A 23,944-nucleotide genomic window follows, 5' to 3' on the forward strand; every position below is an offset into this window, starting at 1 on the left:
GGCGGGGGCTTGACGTAAGCTGTGTCACTCTTCTATGCTCTTCCTCATGCTCTCCAATCAGATGTCTGACATCTGATCTTGCTCTTTCCGGGTCATTGCACCAGGACTGGGCCCCACCATCCCCACGGAATCCCACCACCGCAGGTGCGGGACCCGCTAGACAGAAGGTCGATGATGACTTCACTCTCCCTCAAGTCCGCCGGATTCGGCGAGCTTGGCGAGCGCACGCTCCGCAAGGTCCGCCGCCGCGTTATGCCGCTGATCGTCCTGCTCTACTTCGTTGCCTACCTTGACCGCAACAACGTCGGCTTCGCGAAACTCACCATGAGCGAGGACATCGGCCTGAACGCAGCCGCGTACGGGCTGGGCGCCGGCATTTTCTTCCTCGGCTACGCGCTGCTTGAGATCCCGAGCAACGCAGGCATGTACCGGTTTGGCGCACGCAAGTGGCTGGCCCGCATCCTTATCACCTGGGGCATTTTCGCCACGGCCATGTGCCTGGTGAACGGTGAGACCACTTACTACGTCATTCGGTTCCTGCTGGGGGCGGCCGAGGCTGGCTTCTTCCCGGCAATCCTCTTCTACCTGACCCTTTGGTTCCCGGCCGCACAGCGGGTGACGGTGCTCGGCATCTTCATTCTGGCCCAGCCGGTTTCCAATGCCCTGGGCGCTCCCGTCTCCGGGCTGCTCCTGCAGATGGACGGCGTTATGGGCCTCCAGGGATGGCAGTGGCTTTACATCATCGAAGGCATCCCGGCAATTATGCTGGGGCTGCTCACCCCCATCCTTATGACGGACCGTCCGCGGGATGCCAAATGGCTCAACACCGACGAGCGTGAATGGCTTGCGAGCACGATGGAAGCCGAACTGGCCGTCAAATCCGGCTCCGGCAACCACAACTTCCTGGCCGGCCTCAAGGACAAGCGCACCCTGATCTACTCGGGGCTCTACTTCGGGCTGGTCTGCGGAATCTATGGACTGGGCCTGTGGATGCCCACCATCGTCGCTGCCCTCGGCAAGTTCTCCACGCCCCAGATCGGCTTCATCGTCTGCATCCCGTACACCGTGGCCGCCGTCTTCGTCTACTTCTGGAGCAAGCGTGCGGACCGGACCGGCAAGCGCGCCTGGCACACAGCCGTCAGTATGGTGCTGGCCGGCATGGGCCTGCTGGCCGCAGGATACCTCCTGCCCGTCAACCCGATCCTGGCCATGATCGGACTGACTGCCTCGGCTATGGGCATTTACGGCGCCATCGCGCCCTTCTTGTCCATGCCCTCTGCTGCCCTGACGGGGGCGGCTGCTGCCGCCGGTTTGGCCATGATCAACTCACTGGGCAACCTGGGCGGGTTCGTTGCCCCATACGCCGTCGGACTCCTAAACGACGCCACGGGCAGCAACCAAAGCGGATTGCTGTTCCTGTCCCTCTGCCTGTGCATCACCGCCGTGGCAACCTACCTCTATGCCCGCAAGCGCCCCGAAGGCGATGCAGCACTGGATCCCGCAGTTGGCGCTGCCGGCGAAGTGACCACTGAGTCCGCGGCCGCCGCCAAGATCTCCTGATCCCGAAATCCCGAAGGAAACACACCATGAGCGCAACCACTTTCCCCTCCGAACGCACAGTTGTCCTGACCGGCGCTGCGTCGGTCCGCGGTATAGGCCGCGCCGCCGCGGACCGGATGGCGAGCGAAGGATGGTCCATCGCCATCCTGGACATCAATGCCGAAGACGCCAAGGCCGCCGCTGCGGAAATTGGCTCCAACCGTGCAGTCAAGGCCATGGGCGTCGGGGCGGATGTGTCAGATGCGGCGTCCGTGGACCGGGCCATCACCGAGATCGAAGATTCCCTTCCGCCGATTGTGGCTCTGGCCAATCTCGCGGGCATCAGCTCCCCGACGCCCTTTATGGAAACGAGCGTCGAGGAGTGGGACAAGGTATTTGCGATCAACATGCGGGGTACCTTCATCGTCTCGCAGCGGGTGCTTAAGGGAATGATCGAGCGCAAGCTCGGGCGGATTGTAAGTATCTCCTCCATCTCTGCCCAGCGAGGCGGCGGCACCTATTCCAAGGTCGCCTACAGTGCGTCCAAGGCCGGCATCATCGGGTTCACCAGGGCCCTGGCCCGCGAAGTGGGCGAATTCGGCGTTACAGTGAACGCGATTGCACCCGGCCCGATCGATACGGACATCATGGGCGGCGCGCTGAGCGATGAGCGCAAGGCCCAGATGTCCGAGGGCATCATGGTGGGCCGGGTGGGCACCCGGGAGGACGTAGCGGCCCTGATTGCCTTCCTGCTGGGGCAGGACTCGGGCTTCATCACGGCCGCCACCTATGACATCAACGGCGGCCTCCAGGTTTCTTGACCGGACCAGTACCCAACACGAAGGTGCCTCCGCCGGTTTCGGCGGGGGCACCTTCGTGTTGGCGCTCCCGCAAGCTGCCGTGGCGGAGCAGACGTCGCAGTCTAGGCTGGCACCATGAACGCAGCCCGCAGCCTGCACCCCAGCCCGCGCACACTGGAGGTCGAAAGCCTGGACACTTTCGACGCCCTGGTCGCTGCCGGGGCACGGTCCATCCAAGGCTGGCATGCCCAGTCACTGGACCTGCGGGGCCGGCGGGCTCAGCTCCAGGCCATGCACGCACAAGGCGGAATTTTCCTCGGATGTACCTTCGACGAGGGCATGGAGGATTGGCTTCGCAGCCGCGGTGCCTTGATTTTCCCGAAACTCGACGCGGTTCCGTTTAACCCTTACCGGGGGCAGCTGTACACCCCGCAGGAGCTCTACGCCGGGATCTCCGACTCCCGCTATGAGGACACCCCGGATGCACTCGTCTACCAATGGAGCATCCGGCCGGGACAGCGTCACCGGCTGGACTCAACCCTGGCCGCGGCGCTGCACGACCACTCGATCGGCGATGCCCTCGATGAGCTGACCCGCTCCGATCTCTGTGCAGGCCGGACCGTGGTGGGCGTGATGGGCGGACACACGGCCAGCCGTGCGTCCCCCGACTTTGAAACGGCCGCGCGGCTGGGGAGGCTGCTGGCCACGGAGGGCCGGATGGTCGCCACCGGCGGCGGGCCCGGTGCCATGGAGGCCGTCAACTTCGGTGCATACCTGAGCGGGGCTCCGGAACGGGACTTCCGGCAGGCCCTGGGGGATCTTGCCGCCGTGCCGGGATTCCGGCCTTCCGTCTCGGCGTGGGCACGCTCCGCTGCCGCCGTCGTCGAACGCCATCCGGCGGGTACACCGTCGCTGGGAATCCCCACCTGGTTCTACGGACACGAGCCGCCCAACTTCTTCGCCACGCATATCGCCAAGTACTTCGCGAACTCCATCCGCGAGGCCATCCTGTTGGAGCTCTGCAACGCCGGCATCGTTTTCCTGCCAGGCTCCGGCGGCACCATACAGGAGATCTTCCAGGATGCCTGCGAGAACTACTACGGCACTTCCGGAACCATCACGCCGATGGTACTGGTAGGGCGCGAGCACTGGGTGCGGCGCTACCCGGCGTGGCCCCTGCTGCAAAGCCTCGCCGCCGGCCGCCGGATGGAGCGCCGGATCTTCCTGGTCGATACCGTAGAGGAGGCGCTCGCCGTCCTGGACGGCTAGCGGCTCAGAGGTCCTTGCGGCACGGCGCGTTGCCGAGTTCGAAGAGGCCGTTCAAGTCGCCGGCGGCCAGGCCGTCGGGGGTTCCGATCTCGGGGTACATAAGCTGCGCGGGGTCGTCCACGTGCTCCAACCCCATCACGTGTCCGAGTTCGTGCAGGATGACCGCCGTGGCATATGCGGCTCCGTCCTGCCGGCCGAGGTCCGCCCCGATCTGGGGGGCGTCGAGTTCCAGGCTGCCGGTGACGAAGCTTTTGGGTCCGTCGCCGAAGCTGAAGTGGGTGCTGCCTCCGGTGCCGATCACGGGGCCCTTCAGTTGCGGAGCCTGGTCGGGGGTGGTCCACACGATCAGCAGCGGCGCCCAGCGTTCCCCGTAAGCGGTTGGCTGATAAGGGATTCGGGACTGGGCGGGAGCCTCGGTGGTTGGTCCGTCGTCGACGAACTCGATGCCGGTCGCGCGGGACACTGTTCTGATCGCGTCCTCGACGAGCTGGTCGGCGCCGTCGGGAGCGAGTGCCGCGTTGACCACAAAATGCAGCGGCCGGCACGGCGAATACCCCACCGGGGTGCCGTCCTCGTTCGTGGCCAGGAACTTGAACGAACTACTGGCCACGGCCGGCTTCTGCGGGTGGCCCAGCGGCTGGTCGTGCTCTTCGAATCCGGCCGGGGGAGTGTCCGTCCGGACTGTCGCAGCGGACGCAGGCCGCCCCGGCTGGCCCTCCACCGCGGTGCCCGGCCCGGCTCCGCGACCGGCATCGAAAAGTCCGGTAAAACGCGGATCAGCGTAGATCAAGCCCACTGCCAGGAACGCGGCCCCCGCAATCAAGGCGACGGTGGCGAGGCGGCCGACAATCCGCCGGACGGTCCCGGCGCTGCTGTGCCGCGGTGTCCGGTCCCGGAAATCAGGACCGGCCACTAGGCAACCACGGCGCCGAAGGCCAGGCCCAGCAGATAGGTCACGCCTGCGGCACCCATTCCGATGGCAAGCTGACGGAGGCCGCGGGAGGAGGGGGAGGTGCCCGAGAGCAGGCCCACGACCCCGCCGGTGAACAGCAGCGCCAGGCCCACAAGGGCAGCGGAGACAGCCAGCGCCGCGACGCCGGTCATACCCAGGACGAAGGGCAGGATCGGCACGATCGCGCCGGATGCGAAGAAGCAGAAGCTCGACGCCGCGGCGCCCCAGGCGGTGCCCACCGCTTCGTGCTCGTCGAGGGCTTCCGGAATTTCCGGCTGCAGCGAGAGGCTGGGATCGCAATCGCAGTCCAGCAGGCCCATCCGCTCGGCCACGCGGTGTTCGGCGGCCTCCCGCGACATGCCTCGCGCCAGGTAGACCAGCACAAGCTCATTGTGTTCGATGTCCAGCGAGGGTGCAGCGGCCAGGGTGATCTGGGTGGGGCGGGTTGCAGCCAGCAGTTCGCGCTGGGAGCGGACGGAAATGTACTCGCCGGCGCCCATGGAGAGCGCCCCGGCCAGCAGGCCCGCGACGCCGCTGAGCAGGACTACTGAACTGGCCACACCGGAGGCCGCCATGCCCATTACCAGGGAAAGGTTGCTGACCAGCCCGTCGTTGGCGCCAAAAACGGCCGCCCGGAACGTTCCCGCCAGCCGGTTGCGGCCCCGGGTGGCCAGGCCGCGAACCACTTCCTCGTGGATCTGTTCGTCGGCGACCATCGCCGGTGTGGCGGAGGGATCGGTGGCATACGGGGAACGGCTTTCGGCCCGCTGGGCAAGTGCCAGGACAAACACCGAGCCAAAGTGGCGGGCTAAAAAGCCGAGGAACTGGCTCCGGAGCGACGCGGAGCGGGCGCGACCGGCGCTCCCGCCGAGCAGCTGGAGCCAGTGGGCCTCGTGGCGTCCTTCGGCTTCGGCCAGGGCGAGGAGGATCTCACGCTCTTCGCCGCTGCGGTTCTGGGCCAGATCGCGGTAGACGGCGGCTTCGGCCCGCTCGTCGGCTAGGTACTGCCGCCACCGCTTGATGTCCGCAGCACTCGGGGTCGCCGCGGACGCCTCCGGAACGGTCTCCTGGCCGGGTTTCAGGCGGTGGGGTTCCGGGTTGAACTGGTCAGATGTGGCGTGTTGAGACACGGAAGCTCCTGGGCTTGAAGGGCATGGTTCGGCCCCGTTGCGTAACCAGCGTACCCCGAATTTGCGCGGATTTTTGGCTGGCAATCCTCAGGAAGGAGTTTCGGTAAACCGTAAAACCGCAGCCGCTGCGGGGCCTTCGCAGGGGCAGCGGGCCGGCTCGCTTGGAGCCCTTGACCGCCTGCGTTCGTGGTGTTCGAATGAGACCCAGGGCGGCCCGGCGGTGCCGTTGCCGCCACCCATCGCACGGAGGGTGCATCATGGACAACATCGGCTCAGATTCAGTCCAGCCGGCTCGGGATTCCCTTGAGTCCGATCCTGCTTTCGACTATGCCCAGGACGCGCCGGTCAGCGATGCCGCGGAGACCGAAGAGGACGAGCTCCTGGAAGAGGCGGATCGGCTCGTTCCGCTCGACAAAGAGGACTTCCTGGCCGACGACAAGCCTGTGCTGCCCCTGGACCGGGAGGAATTCCTGGAGCCCGGGGACGATGACTGAAGACTCCCACCGGCCGCAACGATCGACGGCGGCGCCCCCGGATGGGAGCGCCGCCGTCGAACCTTAACTCGCTCTCAGGACCTCAGTGCGTGACGGCCGGTACTTTTTCTTCCACGGCGGCATCGCCGGCGACCCTGCGGTGCCAGTTGGCCATGACCGCGGGATCCGTCGGTTTCGTCAGGAGGGACACCGCGATGTAGACCACCGCGGAGGCCACCAGGCCGTAGTAGATCGGTTCGTTGGCGTAGATCCCGTCCAGCGGGACTTCGGCATTGATTTCCAGCACGATCATGGTGCCGAGTGTGATGACGGAGCCCACCGCCATGGAGGCAGCCGCGGCAATGCCGGTGCCGCGCTTCCAGATGAGTCCGCCGAGGATGGCAACAAGGAGTCCGCCGACGAGGATGTCATAGGCGATGGTGAGCGCCGCGACGACGTCCTTGGTGACGATGGCGATGACGATCGCGACGATGCCGAGGCCCAGGACCCACATGCGGTTGGCCCGGACGTCGTGCTCGGGGTTCTCGGTGTCATCGGTGTTGATGGTTTTGCCGAACCAGCCGGCGACAAACGGTACGACGTCGGCCCGGGCCACTGTGGCGGCGGCGATCAGGGCGCCGGAGGCGGTGGACATCATCGCGGCGACGGCCGCGGCAAGCACCAGGCCGCCAATGCCGACCGGAAGCAGGTTAGTGGCAACTTCGGCGTAGACGACATCCTTGCCGAGGGCCTTGACGTCGATATTCGGCAACGCAACGCGCGCGCCCAGGCCGATCAGGGCGCCGGCGGCACCGTAGAGAATGCAGTAGATGCCGGCCGTCGCGCCGCCCCACCGAGCGACCGTGGGCGTTTTGGCGGTGAACACCCGCTGCCAGATGTCCTGGCCGATCAGCAGGCCCAGGGTATAGACGACGAAGTAGGTGATGATCGTCTGGATGCCGATGCCGTCGATCTGGAAGAAGCTGGCGTCCACGCGGCTGCGGATCCCTTCGAAGCCGCCGGCGGCATTGAGGGTCAGCGGCAGCATCAGCAAGAAGATACCGACTGTTTTGATGACAAACTGAACCTGGTCGGCCAGGGTGATGGACCACATCCCGCCGATCGTCGAGTAGACCAGGACGATTGCGCCGCCGATGGCGACGGCGAGTGCGCGGTCCCAGCCGAAGAGCACAACAAAAATTGTGGCGTAGGCGCCGGTGGACGTTGCGCACAGCATCAGCGTGTAGGCGAGCATTACGATGCCCGAGGTCTGGGTGGCGTGGCTGCCGTACCGCAGGCTCAGCATCTGGGAAACCGTGTAGATCTTGAGCTTCTGGATGGTGCTGGCGAAGAGCAGGCTCAGGAGCAGCACGCCGGCGCCGATCGCGACCACGAGCCACATCCCGGAGATGCCGAACTTGTAGCCGAGACCCACACCGCCGACGGTTGAGGCGCCACCGAGAACGACGGCAGCCATGGTCCCGGTGTAGAGGAACGGGCCGAGGCGGCGGCCGGCCACCAGGAAGTCGCTGTTGTTTTTGGTGCGGGATTTACCCCACCATCCGAACGCCAGCATGGCGACCAGGTACACCACCACGATGGCGATGTTGACGAGACTTGCGTCCATAAAGGGCTCCCTGAGCTGTTCTGAGCTGGGCTGAAACCCGTCGGCGCGATTGCGGCTCGCACGGGATCCAGCTGCTTCCTGATGGGTACGGTCACTAGTTGCCGGTGAAGGTGTCCCGGACCGGGCAACACCACCGCAGCCGGTGCGGTTTTTTGCCCAATAGGCAACACTTGTTGCCAAACCCTATGTTGTGATGCTGGTAACAGTCAAGACGCATTCCGCGTCGCGGCCGGATCTGGCCGGCCGGGGAGGCCGTCCCGCTAGTATTGCTCAAACGATGGGGCCGAGCGGCCGGCCGTGAAAGGTTCCAAAAAATGAAAGCTTTGCCAGTTGAACCGAGCAATGTTCCGGTTGCCATCGGTTCCCGGATCCGCGCCGCGCGGCAGTCGCAGCGGCTCACGATCGAGCAGGTTGCCGACGCCACCGGGCTGACCAAGGGATTCCTCAGCAGGGTCGAGCGCGACCTCACTTCGCCCTCGGTAGCATCGCTTGTGACGCTGTGCCAAGTGCTTTCCATCTCGATCGGCGAACTGTTTGCCGCCCCGGAAACCCATCACACCAAGAAGGACGAAGGACCGAGGATCTCGCTCGGCGGTGACGGGATTGTGGAGCGGCTGCTGACCGCGCGCTCGGAACGGCGGGTGCAGATTATCCAGGCCGTGATTGAGCCCCGCGGCCGCGGCGAATCGGAACTGTATGCCGTGGACTGCGACGTTGACGTGCTGCATGTGGTGCAGGGGCGCATCCGGCTGATCCTCACCAACGAGGAATTTGAACTCCACACGGGCGACACGGTGACTTTCCCGGGCCGTGAGCCGCACACGTGGATCAACCCGACCGACGAAGCCGTCGAAGTCCTCTGGGTCCTGGTCCCCGCCGCAAGCCGCTAGCGTTCCGGCCCGGGTCACTGCGCAGTGCGGCCCGGGGGCCGGTGGGGATGCCGTGGATGGCCCTTTTGTAAACATTTGATGCTCAAGAGACAACTTCGAGTGTATGATGGCTATCACACCCGTCGGTCAATCCTCGAAGGAGAGGCTTTCTTTTGGAAGAGCTGCGCATCGAGGCCAATGGCAACCTTGGCCCTATTGATTCATCCCGCATCCCCCGTTACGCGGGGGCCGCTACCTATGCGCGCCTGCCGCGGCTGGACCAGGTCGCCAAGGCCGACGTTACGGTGGTGGGCGTGCCCTTCGACTCGGGCGTCTCCTACCGCCCCGGTGCCCGCTTCGGGTCCAACCACATCCGCGAGGCCAGCCGGCTGCTGCGCCCGTACAACCCGGCCTGGGATGTCAGCCCCTTCGAGAACATCCAGGTGGCCGACGCCGGCGATATGGCCGTCAACCCCTTTAATATCAATGAAGCGATCGAGACAATCCAGCAGAATGCCCTGGACCTGACCGCCGCCGGCAGCAAGCTGCTGACCCTCGGCGGGGACCACACCATTGCGCTGCCGCTGCTGCGCGCCGCCGCCGAACGCGCCGGCCAGCCCGTCGCCATGCTGCACTTTGACGCGCACCTGGACACCTGGGACACGTACTTCGGTGCCGAATACACCCATGGCACCCCGTTCCGCCGGGCGGTTGAGGAAGGCATCCTGGACACCGAGGCGATTAGCCACATCGGCACCCGTGGCCCGCTGTACGGCAAAAAGGACCTCGACGACGACCACCGCTTCGGCTTCGGCATTGTGACCTCCGCCGACGTCTACTACCAGGGTGTGCTCGAAACAGTAGCGAAGGTGCGTGACCGGATCGGCAACCGCCCGCTCTACATCTCGGTCGACATCGACGTCCTCGACCCCGCACACGCCCCCGGCACCGGCACCCCGGAAGCCGGCGGCATCACCAGCCGCGAGCTGCTCGAAATCATCCGCGGCTTCCGCGGCATGAACCTGGTGGGGGCGGACATTGTGGAGGTGGCCCCCGCGTACGACCATGCGGACATTACCGGCGTCGCCGCAAGCCACGTGGCCTACGAACTGGTCACCCTGATGGCGGACAGCGCGGTTGGGGGCGACCGCTTCGGCGCGGCCAACGGGTACGCTGCGCAGGCGCTCGGCCAGGAATCCCGCCGTCCGGCCGGCTTCGCCACTCCGGCCGCAGCCCGCGTCGGGGGCGGGGTCGCCCAGTGACCGGAGTGCGCAATGGCGGGGACCTCGTTGTCGAGACGCTCGAAGCGCTCGGCGCCAAAACGGTCTTCGGGATTCCGGGGCAGCACGCCCTGGGGCTTTTTGATGCGATGGGCCGGGGCAACCTGCACTTCGTCTCCTCCCGGGTGGAGAACAACTCCGCCTTTGCCGCGGACGGCTACTCCCGGGCCACCGGCGAGGTCGGTGTCCTTTTCCTCTCCACCGGACCGGGAGCGCTGACGTCCCTGGCCGGGCTGCAGGAAGCGTATGCCACCGGCGTTCCCATGGTGGTCATCGCGAGCCAGATCCCGCTCGAAGGACTCGGTGCGCGCCGCAAGGGAATGCTGCACCAACTCGATGACCAGAAGGCTTCGGCCGCCAACGTCACCAAGAGCCAGCGCCTCATCCAGCACGCCTCCGGCATCCCTTCGGCTATCCAGGATGCCTGGACCGAGGCGATTTCCTCGCCGCAGGGCCCCGTGTGGTTGGAGATTCCGCAGAACGTGCTGCTGGATCCGATTATGGTGCCCCCGGTGGAGGATGCACTCGCCGAGGCCGCCGATAATCCGCCGCGGATCGAACTGGTCCGCGAAGCCGTCAAATGGCTGGCGTCGGCGGAACGTCCCGCCATCATCGCCGGCGGGGGAGCCCGCCGCGGCCGGGCCGAGAAGTCGCTGCTCGCCATCGCGGAGAAGCTCCGGGCGCCGGTGATTTGCACGCCCGGCGGCAACGGCGCGTTCCCGTGGAACCACGAACTCTCACTCCAGTCCTGGATCGAGGACCAGTACATGACGGAGCTCCTTGAGGACGCCGACGTGCTGATTGTGATCGGTTCCTCACTCGGCGAAGTCACATCAAACTACTTCACCTTTGCGCCGCGCGGCCGGATCATCCAGATCGACGCCGAACCTCGCGTCCTCGAATCCAACCGTCCCGGTCTGGGCATCCGGGCCGACGCCGGCCAGGCGCTCGCCGCCCTCGACGATGCCCTGCGGGAACCATATGGCGATCGCACCAACTGGCACGGCACTTCGCCGGAAGATCTGGTCAAAAAAACCCTCGCGAAGGTCACTGCCCGCCTCGAATCCCAGGATCTCGGCAAGGAACTGAAGTTTATGGCGGACATCCGCGAGGCCGTCCCCGCCGCCATGCAGACATTCTGGGACATGACCATCTCCGCGTACTGGGCTTGGAGCTGCTGGGATGCCCGCCAGGGCCAGTTCCACTCTGCCCAGGGCGCCGGCGGCCTCGGCTTCGGGTTTCCTGCGGCAATCGGCGGCGCTGTTGGCCTGGAAACCACCGGCAAGCCCGGCGGGTCTGCCAGGGTGTTGGCCGTCTCCGGCGACGGATCGGCGATGTACTCCATTTCCGAACTGGCCACTGCCAAGCAGCACAACGTTCCGGTCACGTGGCTGATTGTGGACGACGGCGGTTACGGCATCCTGCGTGAATACATGGTCGGCGCCTTCGGCAAGGCCACCGCGACCGAACTCGCCCGTCCTGACTTCGTCAAGCTGGCGGAGGCCTTCGGCGTCCCGGCCGTCCGGGTTGCCCCCGAGGACATCGGGGATGCGCTCAGGGCCGGGTTTGCGGCGGACGGCCCGAACGTGGTCGTCGTCGAGACCCTGCTGAAGATGTTCGCCCCCACCCACCTGGACGACTAGCGCGGCCGGCCGGAACGCCGGAAATCGGTAAACACACTGCGCGGACCGGCCGCGTCCTCCCTCATTAAATGATGGGTGGACGCGGCCGGCCCGCGTTTGGCGTTTAACGGCCACTTCTTTCGACGCGCCGGCGCGTTATGCCGCCCCTGGGGCCGCTCCGAACAGGGTTAGTTTCCCGAAGTAACCAATTTTGCTATATAGTTGCCTAGGGCAAACAAAAGAGGGGTGTCCGCCATGACCGTTGAATCCAATGCCGCAGCCAAACTCGTTTACCAGATCTTTGACCTTCAGCGCGCCGTCCGCTGTGTTGCCGCAGCCAACCTTCGCGGCCAGGACACCGGGGTGGCCCTGCAGGGAGTGCTCCGTTTTGTCGGGGAGGGCGAATCCCGGGCCACCCACCTTGCGGAGCGGCTCGGCGTCAGCGCCCCCGTGCTCAGCCGGCATATCGCCGAGCTCGAAGAGCAAGGTTACGTGGTCCGCCGGCCGGACCCCGAGGATGGCCGCGCCCAGCTGATCGCCCTCTCGGCGGCCGGTGCGGAGAAGCTGCGGGTCATCGAGGACCACCGCACTGCAACCATCCAGGGCCTGCTGCAGGACTGGAGCCAGGACGACGTCGAACTCACGGCGCGGACCCTGAAGAAACTTGCTGAGTCCCTCAGGACCTCAGCCCGGGCAACGACGGCCGGACCCACGAATACGACCGAAACTGTTAAGGAGTAGATACATGGCTAACCACGCTGCCGCGACAGGGCCGTCCCCGGCCCGGTCGGATGATCAGCCGGGGTCCCCGCGCCCGTCCCATCCCGCCGGAGAACCTGCGGCAATGACCCACCGCCAGATCATGGAAGCACTGACGGGTCTGCTGGCTGCCTTCTTCACCGCCATCCTGAGCAGCACGATTGTTGCCAACGCGCTTCCCACCATTATGTCCGAGCTCAAGGGCACCCAGACGGACTTCGCCTGGGTGATTACGGCCGCCCTCCTGGCCAACGCGGCCACCACCCCGATCTGGGGCAAGCTGGCGGACCTCTTTAACAAAAAGGTCCTGGTCCAGCTCAGCATCGTGATCTTTGTGGCCGGCTCCGTGATGGCCGGGCTGTCGGAGACCATCCCGCTGCTGCTGACCGCCCGGGTCATCCAGGGCATCGCCATGGGTGGCCTCACCGCCCTGGCCCAGGCCATCATCGGCTCCATGATTCCGCCACGTGACCGCGGAAAGTACTCCGGCTACATGGGCGGCGTGATGGCCGTCGGCACAGCCGGCGGCCCGCTGCTCGGCGGTTTTATTGTGGACAGTCCGCTGGGCTGGCGCTGGACCTTCTTCGTCTGCGTCCCGCTCGCCGTCGTCGCCCTGATCCTGCTCCAGGTCACCTTGAAGATCCAGCACGTCAAGCGCCCGGCCAAGATCGACTGGCTCGGCTCGATCCTGTTGACCTCGGGCGTCAGCCTGCTGCTCATCTGGGTTTCCTTCGCCGGCAACCCCGACTACTACGACTGGTGGTCATGGCAGTCGGTCGCCATGGTGGGCGGCGGCGTTGTGCTCCTTGGCCTGTTGGTACTGGTGGAATCTCGGGTATCCCAGCCGATCATCCCGCTCAAGATCATCTCCGAGCGGACCACAGCCCTCGCGATCCTCGCCTCGGTAGCGGTCGGCGTGGGCATGTTCGGCTCCTCGACGTTCCTTGGCCAGTACTTCCAGGTGGCACGCGGTGCCAGCCCCACCGAAGCCGGCCTGCTGACCCTGCCCATGATCGCGGGCAACCTGATCGGTTCGGTTGCCTCGGGTATGCTCATCAGCCGCACCGGCAAGTGGAAACGGTACCTGACCGCCGGCTCCATCCTCCTGGTGGGCGGCCTCGGCCTTGCCGGCAGCATGGACCACACCACCGACCTGTGGATGACCGGTATTTTTACGGCCATCCTGGGCCTGGGCCTGGGCCTGCTGATGCAGAACCTCGTCCTCGCCGTGCAGAACACTGTCCAGGCCAAGGACATCGGTACGGCCAGCGCCTCCGTGGCCTTCTTCCGGTCCGTAGGCGGCGCCATCGGCGTCTCGGTCCTTGGCGCCGTCCTGGGCAACCGGGTCAAGCAGCTCGTCACCGAGGGGCTCGCTTCCGCCGGAATCCAGGTGCCGGCGGGGTCGGCGGGGGCCACCATGGACCTCAAGGACATGCCGGCACCGCTGCGTGAGATTATGCGGGCGGCATACGGTGACGCGATCGCGGAGGTTTTCCTGATTTCGGCCATCGTCGGCCTCGTGGCTCTTGTAGCCGTCCTGTTTATCAAGGAACGCCCCCTGCGTCGCACCGTTGATATCCGGCCTGAGCCCGCCGCGCAGGCAGGAGACGCAGCTGCGGACGCTGCCGTGGCCGCCGCCGGAGGTGCTTCAGCGACTGCCCTGGGGCATGCTCCGCGGAATGGTCCGAAGGACGCTGGCACGGTTGGCCCCGCCGTCGGATCCGGCATCGTCGACTTGGACCGGGAGTTTATCGAGGTCCTCAGCCGGGAGCGCGCCGAATCCCGGTTTCCCGACGCCGCCCGCCGGGAGGCCGGTGTGGCTGCCAATTCCTCGCCCCGCCCGGGGGAGTCCGCCGCCGAGCCCGGCGATAGGGAAGGCGGCCGCCAGCGGTCCCGGACCCTGCTTGCCGAGGACCGGCCTGAGGCAGCCGACGTAGTACCCGTGTTGCTGCAGACCCAACGGCTGCTTGCCGAGCAGCAACTCCAACTGGCCGAGGCGCTGCACGCCGTGAACGAACAGGCTGCCGAGCAGCGTGTGATTGCGGCGGAGCAAGCCCGTGTCGCCGGGGAACTCACGGCGTTGGGCCGGCAGCTGGCCAAACAGCGCAAGCTGCAGCGCGCTGCGGCCGATTACATCGCCACCCACGGACGGCACCGGACCGACTAGCCGCAGGAACGCGCAGCGGCCGGGCAGGTCCTGCCGGTAACGTCGGCTGAAGGCTCCGCGCCTGCCCCCACCAGGGGCGGCGGCGGAGCCTTCAGTCGTGCAGCCGGCCGAAGAGTACGCCGATTGGATGATTTTTCCTCGCCGCTGTTCCGCGCTGGCGGGTCATTTCGTAGAGTGGGATGACGACGGCTGTCAGCCCCCTCTGCTAATACTGGGTACATCGAGACAATGTCCCCTTCCCGGACTCATCTCCAGCCGCAACTATTCATCATTCCTAAGGACTCGTGGGCATGCTTGTCACCCTCATCCGGCGCTACTCGAGGCCGTATCTGCCATCCATCGGTGCAGTCATTTTCTTCCAGCTCGCATCCACCATCGCGGCGCTGTATCTTCCCAGCCTGAATGCCCAGATCATTGACGAGGGCGTTTCGCGCGGCGATACGGACTACATCTGGCGGACCGGCGGGGTGATGCTCGTCGTCGCACTGGTCCAGGTGGTCACCGCGATCGCCGGAGTTTACTTCGGATCCAAGGTGGCGATGGCGTTCGGCCGAGACCTGCGCCGCGGCGTGTTCCGGAAGGTCACGGGCTTCTCCGCAAAGGACGTCAACGTCTTTGGCGCCCCAACCCTGATCACGCGCGGCACCAACGATGTCCAACAGGTGCAGATGCTTATGCTGCTGGGGCTGAACTTTATGGTGGCCACACCCATCATGTGCATCGGCGGGATCATAATGGCCCTCCGCGAAGACCTCAGCCTGTCCTGGCTGGTGTGGGTTGCCGTTCCGGTGCTTGTGGCTGTCGTGGGCTACCTTGTGGTCCGGCTGATGCCGCTGTTCCGCACCATGCAGAAGAAGATTGACCGGCTCAACGGCATCCTGCGCGAGCAGATCATCGGCATCCGCGTTGTCCGCGCGTTCGTCCGCGAACCGCATGAGGCGGAACGGTTCGGCGCCGGGAACAAGGAACTCACCGACGTGTCGCTGAAGATCGGTGCCTTGTTTGTGCTTATGTTCCCCGCCATCGGCATGATCCTGCACATCTCCACCGCGGCCGTGCTGTGGTTCGGCGGCCAGCGGGTCGACGCGGGCGAGATGCAGGTCGGCTCGCTGACGGCATTCCTGCAGTACCTCCTGCAGATCCTGATGGCCGTAATGATGGGCACCTTTATGGCGATGATGATTCCCCGTGCGTCGGTGTGCGCGGACCGCATTGGTGAGGTGCTCGACGTCGAACCCTCCATCCGCGAGGCCCTCACCCCGGTGACGCCGGCCAGGAAAGCCGGCCGGGTCGAGTTCCGGAACGTTTCCTTCGCCTACCCCGGCGCCGAAGCGCCGGTGCTGAGCGGGATCAGCTTCACCGCCGAGCCCGGGCAGACGGTCGCGATCATCGGCTCCACCGGCGCCGGCAAGACCAGCCTGTTGTCCCTGCTGCCCCGCCTCTACGACGCAGAATCGGGGGAGGTGCTGCTCGACGGCGTCCCCGTTACCAATCTGGACCGCGCGGAGATTACGCAGCGCGTGGCCATGGTGCCGCAGCGGCCGTACCTGTTCTCCGGGACCGTCGAGCACAACCTGCGCTTCGGCAAGCCCGAGGCCACGGATGAGCAGCTCTGGGACGCCCTGACCGTGGCCCAGGCAGCCGACTTTGTGCGTGAGAAGAAGAATGGACTCGGCTCACGGATTTCCCAGGGCGGCACCAACGTCTCAGGCGGCCAGCGCCAGCGCCTCTGCATTGCCCGGGCCCTCGTCACGGAGCCCAAAGTGTTCCTGTTTGACGACTCCTTCTCCGCCCTCGACGTCGCCACTGACGCGAGGCTCCGGCGCGCACTCAAGGCGAAGACGGCGGACGCGACCGTAATCATTGTCGGTCAGCGCGTCTCCACCATCGCCGACGCGGACCAGATTCTGGTCCTCGACAAAGGACGGATCGTGGACCGCGGCACACACAAGGAGCTGTTGCAGAGTTCCAGCACCTACCAGGAAATTGTCGAATCCCAGCTGACCGCGGAGGCCGTGGCATGAGCACCAACGAGAAGGTTTCGCTGCACTCCAGGCAGCCAGCCCCGGACACGGAGCCGGAAGACGACTTTGTAGAAGAGGAATACACCCCGGGCGAGGCCGACGGCGGTATGTTCGGCGACCTGCCGGCGAAGAAAGCCCAGCACTTCTGGCCTTCCGCGAAGCGGTTGATGTCCCTGCTGAAACCCGAACGGGCCGGCATCACCGCCGTACTCGCCATGGTGACGGTCGCCGTCGTCCTCAACGTGGTGGCGCCCCGGATCCTCGGCCAGGCCATGGACGTGATCTTCGCTGGAGTCATTGGCAAACAGCTGCCCGCCGGCGGCACCAAGGAGCAGTTCGTCGCAGGCCTCCGCGACCAGGGCCAGGACAACTTCGCGGACATGCTCGCCAGGATGAACGTTGTCCCGGGTGTGGGCGTGGATTTCCAGCGGCTGGCTTCCCTGATCAGCGTGGTCCTGGTGATGTACTTCGTGGCCAACATCTTCCTCTGGCTGCAGGGCTACGTCCTGAACATCCTGGTCATGCGGGTGGTCCGCGCATTGCGCGACGACACCGAGAAGAAGCTGAACAGGCTTCCGCTGAACTACTTCGACACCCGCCAGCGCGGCGACATCCTCTCGCGGGTGACCAACGACGTCGACAACATCCAGCAGGCGCTGCAGCAGGCCTTCGCCCAGCTCGTGAACTCGGCGCTGACGGTGATCGGCATTGTTATTATGATGTTCATCGTGTCCTGGCAGCTGGCCCTTATCGCGCTCGTTGCGCTGCCCCTCTCTGCCGTGGCTGCCGGCATTATCGGTTCCCGCAGCCAAAAGCTTTTTGCCGCCCAGTGGAAGAACACCGGGGATCTTAACGGCCAGATCGAGGAGTCTTTCTCCGGCCACGACCTCGTCCGGGTGTTCGGCCGCGACGCGGACATGCTGGACCGCTTCGACGAGCGTAACGAAGCGCTCTACCGGGCCAGCTTCGGTGCACAGTTCGTCTCCGGGATGATCATGCCCGTGATGCAGTTTGTGTCCTACCTCAGCTACGTCGGGATCGCCGTCGTCGGCGGACTGCGGGTTGCCTCCGGCGCGATGAGCCTGGGCGACGCCACCGCGTTCATCCAGTACTCGCGCGAATTCACCCAGCCGCTGGGCCAGATGGCAGGTATGGCGAACATGCTGCAGTCCGGCGTCGCCTCAGCGGAGCGGGTCTTTGAATTCCTCGACGCCGAGGAACAAGAGGCCGAGACCGCCACCGAAAAGTTGCCCGCCAAGACCGATGGCCACGTAGATTTCCGGCACGTCACCTTCAGCTACACCGCGGACAAACCGCTGATCGAGGACCTGTCTTTCACCGCTGAGCCCGGGCACACCGTGGCGATTGTTGGCCCCACCGGTGCGGGCAAGACCACCCTGGTGAACCTTGTGATGCGCTTCTACGAGCTCCAGGGCGGCAGCATTACCCTGGACGGGGCGGATATCACGCAGCTCAGCCGAGCGGAATTGCGGTCCAAGGTTGGCATGGTGTTGCAGGACGCGTGGTTGTTCGGCGGCACCATTTACGACAACATCCGCTACGGCAAGCTGGACGCGACGGAAGAACAGGTGCTGGAGGCGGCGAAAGCCACCTTCGTGGACCGCTTCGTCCGGGCCCTTCCGGACGGTTACAACACCGTCATCGACGAGGAGGGCAACAATGTCAGCGCCGGCGAAAAGCAGCTGATCACCATTGCCCGTGCCTTCGTGGCGAACCCCTCGCTGCTAATCCTGGACGAGGCCACCAGCTCGGTGGACACCCGCACCGAAGTCCTAGTTCAGAAGGCCATGGCCGCCTTGCGCACCGATCGCACCAGCTTCGTGATTGCCCACCGCCTCTCCACTATCCGTGATGCCGACACCATCCTGGTGATGGAGGCCGGCCGGATCGTTGAACAGGGTGCGCACGCCCGGTTGCTGGAACTCAAAGGTGCCTACTACCGCCTGTACATGTCCCAGTTCGCCGGTGAAGACGCCGAGACGGCTTTTTCGGAGAATACTGCCGACAACACCACGGCGGCGCGCAGCTGAGCGCCGCCGGCCACCTTGCCGCGTCCCGGCGCATCGAGGTTCAGATTCCTATGCGCTGGGGCGACATGGACGCCTACGGCCATATCAACAACGTCCAGATCGTCCGGATCCTGGAGGAAGCCCGAATCGCGGCCTTCGGCCCGCCCAGAGGGTCGGGGCGGCCAGGTGTAGAGCCGCCGGTCTCGCTATTCAACGAGGTCCCGGAGGGAACCCTGGCGCTGATCGTTGACCACAAAATCCGCTACGTCCGGACCCTCGAGTACCGCAACGTGCCGGCGGTAGTCCAGCTGTGGATCGGTGCGATCAAGGGCGCCAGTTTTGACATCCACTATCTGGTGCAGGACCCCGTGACCCGGGAGGACTGCGTCCGGGCCTCAAGCCATCTGGCGTTTGTCGACGAGGCCACCGGGCGGGTGCTGCGGCTGACTCCGGAGCAAAAGGCGATGCTCGCCCGGTTCACTCCGGATCCTGCGGATTCCGAAAAACCGGTCCCATAGCCTCTACTTGGGCCGAGCTATCGTCCCTAGGATGGACAAGCCTCGGCACCCGGCCCGGGAGCCAAGGAGCGCATCTTATGGTCAACAAACGAGGACAGCTAATGGCGAACAAAGGCAAGAAAAAAGCCCAGAAGAAGACCTGGAAAGAGCTCACGCCGATGGCGAAGGTCGGAACGGTGACCGCGGCTGTTGTTCAGCTCTCCTTACTGGTCGCCGCCCAGCGGGATATCTCACGCCGGCCGGCCGAACAAATCCGAGGCAGCAAAACGATGTGGCGGTTGGCGACCCTGGTCAACTTCGTCGGCCCGGGCAGCTATTTCACTTTTGGCGTCAAGCGCACGGCCGCCAAGTAGCAACCAGCGCCGGAAACACGCTCAGCCTCCGGTCGGTACTTTCGGGCTCCCCGATGATGCCGGCGTTCAGCTTAAGCCTGTAAATTGAAGGCATGACCCCAGCCAAAAAGCCTGCCATGCACCGCGCCCTCGGCATCTCCAAGGAGATCGAAGATGCGGCCTGGTTTGTGCTGGGGCCGGGGTTGCTGGGCAAAGCGTCTGCCCTGGACGGCCGCACCAAAACATGGTCGGTGCCGGCGGCCACGGAGTTGCTGGGTCGCCTTGAGCGCGGGGTCCCGGATCCCAAGGCGCCCATGATGACCAACCTGCGGCAGAACCTGCAGGACGCCTCCCGGGGTGCCAAGCAATTGGCCGTCGAACTGCTCTTCCTACAGTCCCTGCCGTTGGCACACGAGGTGAAATCCCTCAAGGTCAAAAGGGCGCGGGTGGCCGAAGCGGCTACCTGGCTGGAGCCGCCCCTGGAACTGCCAATCGAGTTGTACGCGGGCATGACGGACCATGGCGTCATCCGGGACCGCACCGCGGAATTCAACTGGACCATCTGGGACCACCTGAGCTGGCTGTGCCGGCTGGTTCAGCATGTTGCCCGGCGTCCTGCCGGTGAAGTTGCGGCCGCGGTGAAGGACCCGTTGGCCTTCCACCGGCTGGTTGCCGGCACACCCGATGACCAGCCGGCCATCCGCCGCAGCATCGAATTCCTGGTCTGGCCCAGCTACTTCGAACCAGTTGTGGCCGACGTCGAACGCCAGGAGATCCGTGATGCCTTCGCGTCCCTGGTAGGTGGGGCGAAGGGCGAGAGCGACGAGGAGATCTCCGCGGACATCCACCGGATCCGCCTGCACCTCGACGAACAGGCCGGCCAACGGATCGACTGGTACTCCCGGCAGCTGGTGAGCCAGTGGCGCAAGGTTGGTGACCCCGGGCGCCGGGCCTGGCTGCTGCGCACCCACCACGACAACGCCGAGCTGCTCAGCAGCTGGCAGGCCGAGGAATCGATCACGCTCGATGTTGAGCACCTGCGGCTGCTGGACCCCGGTGTTACCGCCGGGCTGGTCCAGCACGCCGTCGACGAGGACTACAAGCACCTCGGCTACGTTGAACGGGAAGACACCAAGACCGCCGTCTTCGCCTTTTTGGGGGTGATGAAGCCCGGCGACCTGGCCCTGTATCAGAGCTCGGGCACTGTGCGGTTGGGGGTCGTCCTCGGTGAACCTGAGCACCGTGACGACAACCGCCGGCTGGGCCGGAAGGTCCGCTGGTTCGACGAGGCACACACCATGACCGAACTGCCCCGTCATGTTCAGCGGCAACTCGCCACCTCCGGGATCGTCGTCGACATCACCCGAGTCATCCAGGCGCTGGAGGTACTGCTGCCCGCTGAAGCGGAAGCCGGGCCAAGCGAGGGTGTAGAACCGGCCGCCGTCGTCGAACCTGCCTGTGAAGGGTTCCGCCCGCTGACGCCGGAGTTCGCTCAGTCGCTGCACATGGACCTGGAGCCGCTGCAGGAGATCGCCGAACTGCTGGAGGAGAACCGCCAGTTGGTGCTGTACGGGCCGCCCGGAACCGGCAAGACGTATCTGGCCAAGCACCTTGCCGCCCAGCTCGCCGGCGACACCACCGACGAACGCGTCAAGCTGGTGCAGTTCCACCCTTCGTACGCCTATGAGGACTTCTTTGAGGGCTTCAGGCCGGATAAAACCGACGAGGGCCAGGTGTCCTTTAAGCTCGTGGCCGGGCCGCTGCGCCGCATCGCCGAGGAAGCCGCGAAGCCGGGAAACGAGAGCAAGCCGTACTTCCTGATCATCGATGAGATGAACCGGGCGAACCTGGCGAAGGTTTTCGGTGAGCTGTATTTCCTGCTCGAATACCGCGATGACCGGATTTACCTGCAGTACAGCCCCAACGAGCCCTTTACACTGCCGGACAACCTCTACATCATCGGCACCATGAACACCGCTGACCGGTCCATTGCGATGATGGACGCCGCCATTCGCCGCCGCTTCTCCTTCATCGAACTCCACCCTGAGACCGCGCCGGTGCAGGGAACGCTGCTGCGTTTCCTGCAAGCCCGGAACCTGGATACGACGCCGGCCCTGCTGATGGACGCCCTCAATGACGCCATCGATGAGTGGGACCGGGATCTGATGATCGGTCCGTCCTATTTTATGAAGCCGTCCGCGCAGACGTCCAAGGGCCTGCGGCGGATCTGGAAGTACGAGCTGATGCCGTTGCTGGAGGAGCACTACCATGGGCAGCTGAACCGTGCGCAGCTTCAGGAGCGGTTCGGACTTGACCAGCTCCTTGACCGCCTTGCGCGCGTCTAGCCAGCCCGGCCGGGCAGGCCACGGTGTGGCGGGTTCCGCGCCGATCCGCAGGGTTGTCCTGGACGAGCTTTCCAGCGGTGTGGTGGAACGGCTTGACCCGGCCAGCGCGGCCTATATTAATGGCAGCGGCCTGGCCAAGTCCTCGCCGATGGGCATGGGCATCTACCGGATCGAGCCCGTAGGGAAGATCGGTGCGGTGCGCACCCCGACGGTGCAGCTTGAGGTCCGGCCCAAGGAGCGGCTCGGCCTGGCCCGGTTGCTGTTCCTGCTCGGCTACGCCGGGGATCAGGGGTTCCGGGAGGATACCGTCACCGCGGTGGAAGAGGCGGATCTGTGGAGCGCGCTGGCACAGTCGCTCGCCCAGCTCTCGGACCGGGCGCTCAGCCGAGGTGTGCTGCAGGGCTACCTGAATGTTGATGAATCGCTCCGGACGGTCAAAGGGCGGATTCGGATGTCGGACCAGATCTCGCGCCGGCCCGGCATGCTGGTGCCCCTTGAAGTTTCCTACGACGAGTTCACCGAGGATATCGCCGAAAACCGTATCCTGCGGGCGGCGTTGGAGAGGATGTCCCAGGTTTCGGGTGTGCGGCCGGACGTGCTGAGCCGGCTCCGCCAGCTCAAGGGCAAGCTCGCGGCCGTGACCCGCCTGCAGTCCGGTGCGCCCCTGCCGGTGTGGCGGGCCAGCCGGATGAACACGCGATACCAGTCCGCGTTGCGGCTGGCCGAAGTCATCCTGCGCCATTCTTCGGCGGAGGCCGGGGACGGTACCCAACAGTCGGCGTCGTTTGTTGTTGATATGTCCGTGGTGTTCGAGGACTTTGTGGGTACGGCGCTCCGCGAGGCTATGGCCGCATTCCCGGGGGAGATGCGGCTGCGGTACAACGCGCTGCTCAATGAGGCCGTCCGCGACTCTGACCGGATCGTGGTGCAACCCGGTGCTGTCCACCTGCTTGGCGGACGCCCGGTGATGGTCTACGACGCCAGGTACCAGGCCGCTGCCGACGCCGGGGCGTCGCTGTCCGGGGACCACTACCGGATGCTGGCGTACTGCACGTCGCTGCGGGTTCCGACGGCGTGGCTCATCTACCCGGGGGCGGGGGAGATCAAGCTGCGCCGGATCCTCAACACTGACATCGATGTGGTGGAGTTTCCGCTCGACCTGTCGCAGCCGCCAGCGGAAATCCTGGCCTCCATCGCGGACCTCGCTCAGCAGTCCTGGGGCGAAGTGGTGCGTCAGGCGAGTATCGGACGCTGACCGGCGCTTTGCTAACCGGCTTCCGCTTGCACGGAGACAGACAGCAGATGGCTCAAGAGGGCTTTCTCCGGCTGGCCGGGGTGGTTCGCTACATGCCAGCGGAGCTTTTCGCGGACCGCCGCCTCTTCGGGCTTCGTGTCAGCGAGAATCGAATCAATAATCCCGGAAACCTGGAGGCGCAGGGGGCCAAGGTCGGAGTCGACCTCGGGGGACCGGCGGTACTCCTGCCGCAGGGAGCCGGGGAATGACCTCGGCGGCCGGCTTGATGTCCGCAGCGATGTTGTGGACATCAGTAACTTCGGCATTTGGTGCTCCCGGGGGATATTGGTACGTGTAATCGCGGACCGGTAGTGTCCGCGTCCCCCAGAGAGTGATGTTACCTGAGGCACATCGGTCTGTCTCGTGAAGCCGGAAGAAGTTTTTTTTGGAGTCGTCGCCCTGGCTTCCAGTCTTCGCGGAGCGGACTGACTATCAGCGGTTCTCGCCGTCGAGGCCACCGCGCGCGCGGCGGTGGCTTGCCTGCAGGAAATCGTGGAGTTGCTCTTCCAGCACTGAAAGGTCCTTGAGTTCACATTCCCAGACGGTGAGGACGTCCCAGCCGGAGCTTTCAAGCTGACGGCGTTGTTCGACGTCGCGGTTCCGCGTTCTCTCGCGTTTGGTGCCCCAGAACTCCGCATTGGTTTTGGGCGCGTGCTGCCCGACCCGGCAGTTGTGAAAGTGCCAGAAGCAGCCGTTGACGAAAATGACTTTGCGCCGGCTCGCGAAGACAAGATCCGGCTTGCCCGGCAGCCGGCCGCCACCGGCGGTGCCGTGCAGTCGGTAGCGGTAACCCCTGGCATGGAGTAATTTCCGGACCAGTAGTTCAGGCTTAGTGTTTGTGCTCCGGATGCGCGACATGTTCGCGCTGCGCTGCTCGGGAGTCAGCTTGTCCGCCATGGGTTGCGTCCAGGTGG

General features: G+C 65.3%; 20 protein-coding genes. 15 read left to right on the plus strand and 5 right to left on the minus strand.

Translation table 11 applies throughout. The features are described from left to right. Positions 1-174 precede the first annotated feature (174 nt). The 3 genes from QI450_RS01900 to QI450_RS01910 all read left to right on the plus strand — a co-directional run bounded on the left by QI450_RS01900 (position 175) and on the right by QI450_RS01910 (position 3,608). Positions 175-1,560, plus strand: a complete 1,386-nt coding sequence (locus tag QI450_RS01900) for an MFS transporter (RefSeq protein ID WP_226776463.1) — start codon at positions 175-177, stop codon at positions 1,558-1,560. 26 nt (positions 1,561-1,586) lie between these two features. Further along, positions 1,587-2,360, plus strand: coding sequence for an SDR family NAD(P)-dependent oxidoreductase (locus QI450_RS01905; protein ID WP_226776417.1), 774 nt, complete (start codon positions 1,587-1,589; stop codon positions 2,358-2,360). 114 nt (positions 2,361-2,474) lie between these two features. Next, a complete protein-coding gene (locus QI450_RS01910; RefSeq protein ID WP_226776418.1) occupies positions 2,475-3,608 on the plus strand; it encodes a Rossmann fold nucleotide-binding protein in 1,134 nt (377 codons plus the stop codon). Positions 3,609-3,612: 4 nt separating this feature from the next. On the opposite strand, the gene QI450_RS01915 is transcribed toward QI450_RS01910, so the two are convergent. After that, positions 3,613-4,521, minus strand: a complete 909-nt coding sequence (locus QI450_RS01915) for a matrixin family metalloprotease (RefSeq protein ID WP_226776419.1) — start codon at positions 4,519-4,521, stop codon at positions 3,613-3,615. After that, on the minus strand, positions 4,521-5,642 hold the full coding sequence (locus tag QI450_RS01920; RefSeq protein ID WP_226776464.1) for a VIT1/CCC1 transporter family protein: 1,122 nt from the start codon (positions 5,640-5,642) through the stop codon (positions 4,521-4,523). The genes QI450_RS01915 and QI450_RS01920 overlap by 1 nt, the downstream gene beginning before the upstream one ends. Positions 5,643-5,947: 305 nt before the next feature. Between QI450_RS01920 and QI450_RS01925 the strand changes: the two genes are divergently transcribed. Continuing rightward, positions 5,948-6,184 (plus strand): hypothetical protein, encoded by a 237-nt coding sequence (locus tag QI450_RS01925; protein WP_226776420.1) that lies wholly within the window; start codon positions 5,948-5,950, stop codon positions 6,182-6,184. 82 nt (positions 6,185-6,266) lie between these two features. On the opposite strand, the gene QI450_RS01930 is transcribed toward QI450_RS01925, so the two are convergent. Continuing rightward, positions 6,267-7,790 carry a sodium:solute symporter gene (locus QI450_RS01930; protein WP_226776421.1) on the minus strand — a complete coding sequence of 508 codons (1,524 nt, stop codon included), beginning with the start codon at positions 7,788-7,790 and terminating at the stop codon, positions 6,267-6,269. Between the two features lie 314 nt (positions 7,791-8,104). Between QI450_RS01930 and QI450_RS01935 the strand changes: the two genes are divergently transcribed. The 11 genes from QI450_RS01935 to QI450_RS01985 all read left to right on the plus strand — a co-directional run bounded on the left by QI450_RS01935 (position 8,105) and on the right by QI450_RS01985 (position 22,991). Continuing rightward, positions 8,105-8,680: a cupin domain-containing protein gene (locus QI450_RS01935; protein WP_226776422.1), complete on the plus strand. Its 576-nt coding sequence runs from the start codon at positions 8,105-8,107 to the stop codon at positions 8,678-8,680. 152 nt (positions 8,681-8,832) lie between these two features. Further along, entirely contained in the window at positions 8,833-9,921 is a 1,089-nt protein-coding gene (speB, locus tag QI450_RS01940; RefSeq protein WP_226776423.1) for an agmatinase, read from the plus strand. Next, complete coding sequence (locus tag QI450_RS01945) at positions 9,918-11,582, plus strand: thiamine pyrophosphate-binding protein (protein WP_282468083.1); 1,665 nt, start codon at positions 9,918-9,920, stop codon at positions 11,580-11,582. The genes speB and QI450_RS01945 overlap by 4 nt, the downstream gene beginning before the upstream one ends. A 234-nt stretch (positions 11,583-11,816) precedes the next feature. Then, positions 11,817-12,302 (plus strand): MarR family transcriptional regulator, encoded by a 486-nt coding sequence (locus tag QI450_RS01950; RefSeq protein ID WP_226776425.1) that lies wholly within the window; start codon positions 11,817-11,819, stop codon positions 12,300-12,302. Between the two features lie 103 nt (positions 12,303-12,405). Further along, on the plus strand, positions 12,406-14,487 hold the full coding sequence (locus tag QI450_RS01955) for an MFS transporter (protein WP_226776426.1): 2,082 nt from the start codon (positions 12,406-12,408) through the stop codon (positions 14,485-14,487). Between the two features lie 290 nt (positions 14,488-14,777). Then, positions 14,778-16,511: an ABC transporter ATP-binding protein gene (locus tag QI450_RS01960; RefSeq protein ID WP_226776427.1), complete on the plus strand. Its 1,734-nt coding sequence runs from the start codon at positions 14,778-14,780 to the stop codon at positions 16,509-16,511. Beyond that, positions 16,508-18,562: an ABC transporter ATP-binding protein gene (locus QI450_RS01965; protein WP_282468084.1), complete on the plus strand. Its 2,055-nt coding sequence runs from the start codon at positions 16,508-16,510 to the stop codon at positions 18,560-18,562. Before QI450_RS01960 ends, QI450_RS01965 begins: the two co-directional genes overlap by 4 nt. A 50-nt stretch (positions 18,563-18,612) precedes the next feature. Next, on the plus strand, positions 18,613-19,059 hold the full coding sequence (locus QI450_RS01970; RefSeq protein WP_226776428.1) for a thioesterase family protein: 447 nt from the start codon (positions 18,613-18,615) through the stop codon (positions 19,057-19,059). Between the two features lie 77 nt (positions 19,060-19,136). After that, the gene (locus QI450_RS01975) at positions 19,137-19,412 is read left to right on the plus strand and encodes a hypothetical protein (RefSeq protein ID WP_226776429.1); all 276 of its coding nucleotides are present in this window, start codon (positions 19,137-19,139) and stop codon (positions 19,410-19,412) included. A 92-nt stretch (positions 19,413-19,504) separates the two neighbouring features. Beyond that, positions 19,505-21,736, plus strand: a complete 2,232-nt coding sequence (locus QI450_RS01980) for an AAA family ATPase (RefSeq protein WP_226776430.1) — start codon at positions 19,505-19,507, stop codon at positions 21,734-21,736. Positions 21,737-21,761: 25 nt separating this feature from the next. After that, on the plus strand, positions 21,762-22,991 hold the full coding sequence (locus QI450_RS01985; RefSeq protein WP_282468159.1) for a restriction endonuclease: 1,230 nt from the start codon (positions 21,762-21,764) through the stop codon (positions 22,989-22,991). 11 nt (positions 22,992-23,002) lie between these two features. Here QI450_RS01985 and QI450_RS01990 read toward each other — a convergent pair whose 3' ends face one another. Both QI450_RS01990 and QI450_RS01995 read right to left on the minus strand, forming a co-directional pair. Beyond that, positions 23,003-23,296: a hypothetical protein gene (locus tag QI450_RS01990; RefSeq protein ID WP_226776432.1), complete on the minus strand. Its 294-nt coding sequence runs from the start codon at positions 23,294-23,296 to the stop codon at positions 23,003-23,005. Positions 23,297-23,462: 166 nt separating this feature from the next. After that, complete coding sequence (locus QI450_RS01995) at positions 23,463-23,927, minus strand: very short patch repair endonuclease (protein ID WP_226776433.1); 465 nt, start codon at positions 23,925-23,927, stop codon at positions 23,463-23,465. Positions 23,928-23,944 lie beyond the last annotated feature (17 nt).

Origin of the sequence: Arthrobacter sp. EM1 (assembly GCF_029964055.1) — a bacterium.
Taxonomy (GTDB): Bacteria; Actinomycetota; Actinomycetes; order Actinomycetales; family Micrococcaceae; genus Arthrobacter.

Coding starts and splice junctions, on each gene's coding strand:
- QI450_RS01900 (WP_226776463.1), top strand. CDS start 175: ATGACTTCACTCTCCCTCAAGTCCGCCGGATTCGGCGAGCTTGGCGAG.
- QI450_RS01905 (WP_226776417.1), top strand. CDS start 1,587: ATGAGCGCAACCACTTTCCCCTCCGAACGCACAGTTGTCCTGACCGGC.
- QI450_RS01910 (WP_226776418.1), top strand. CDS start 2,475: ATGAACGCAGCCCGCAGCCTGCACCCCAGCCCGCGCACACTGGAGGTC.
- QI450_RS01925 (WP_226776420.1), top strand. CDS start 5,948: ATGGACAACATCGGCTCAGATTCAGTCCAGCCGGCTCGGGATTCCCTT.
- QI450_RS01930 (WP_226776421.1), bottom strand. CDS start 7,790: ATGGACGCAAGTCTCGTCAACATCGCCATCGTGGTGGTGTACCTGGTC.
- QI450_RS01935 (WP_226776422.1), top strand. CDS start 8,105: ATGAAAGCTTTGCCAGTTGAACCGAGCAATGTTCCGGTTGCCATCGGT.
- QI450_RS01950 (WP_226776425.1), top strand. CDS start 11,817: ATGACCGTTGAATCCAATGCCGCAGCCAAACTCGTTTACCAGATCTTT.
- QI450_RS01955 (WP_226776426.1), top strand. CDS start 12,406: ATGACCCACCGCCAGATCATGGAAGCACTGACGGGTCTGCTGGCTGCC.
- QI450_RS01960 (WP_226776427.1), top strand. CDS start 14,778: ATGCTTGTCACCCTCATCCGGCGCTACTCGAGGCCGTATCTGCCATCC.
- QI450_RS01965 (WP_282468084.1), top strand. CDS start 16,508: ATGAGCACCAACGAGAAGGTTTCGCTGCACTCCAGGCAGCCAGCCCCG.
- QI450_RS01970 (WP_226776428.1), top strand. CDS start 18,613: ATGCGCTGGGGCGACATGGACGCCTACGGCCATATCAACAACGTCCAG.
- QI450_RS01975 (WP_226776429.1), top strand. CDS start 19,137: ATGGTCAACAAACGAGGACAGCTAATGGCGAACAAAGGCAAGAAAAAA.
- QI450_RS01980 (WP_226776430.1), top strand. CDS start 19,505: ATGACCCCAGCCAAAAAGCCTGCCATGCACCGCGCCCTCGGCATCTCC.
- QI450_RS01990 (WP_226776432.1), bottom strand. CDS start 23,296: ATGCCGAAGTTACTGATGTCCACAACATCGCTGCGGACATCAAGCCGG.
- QI450_RS01995 (WP_226776433.1), bottom strand. CDS start 23,927: ATGGCGGACAAGCTGACTCCCGAGCAGCGCAGCGCGAACATGTCGCGC.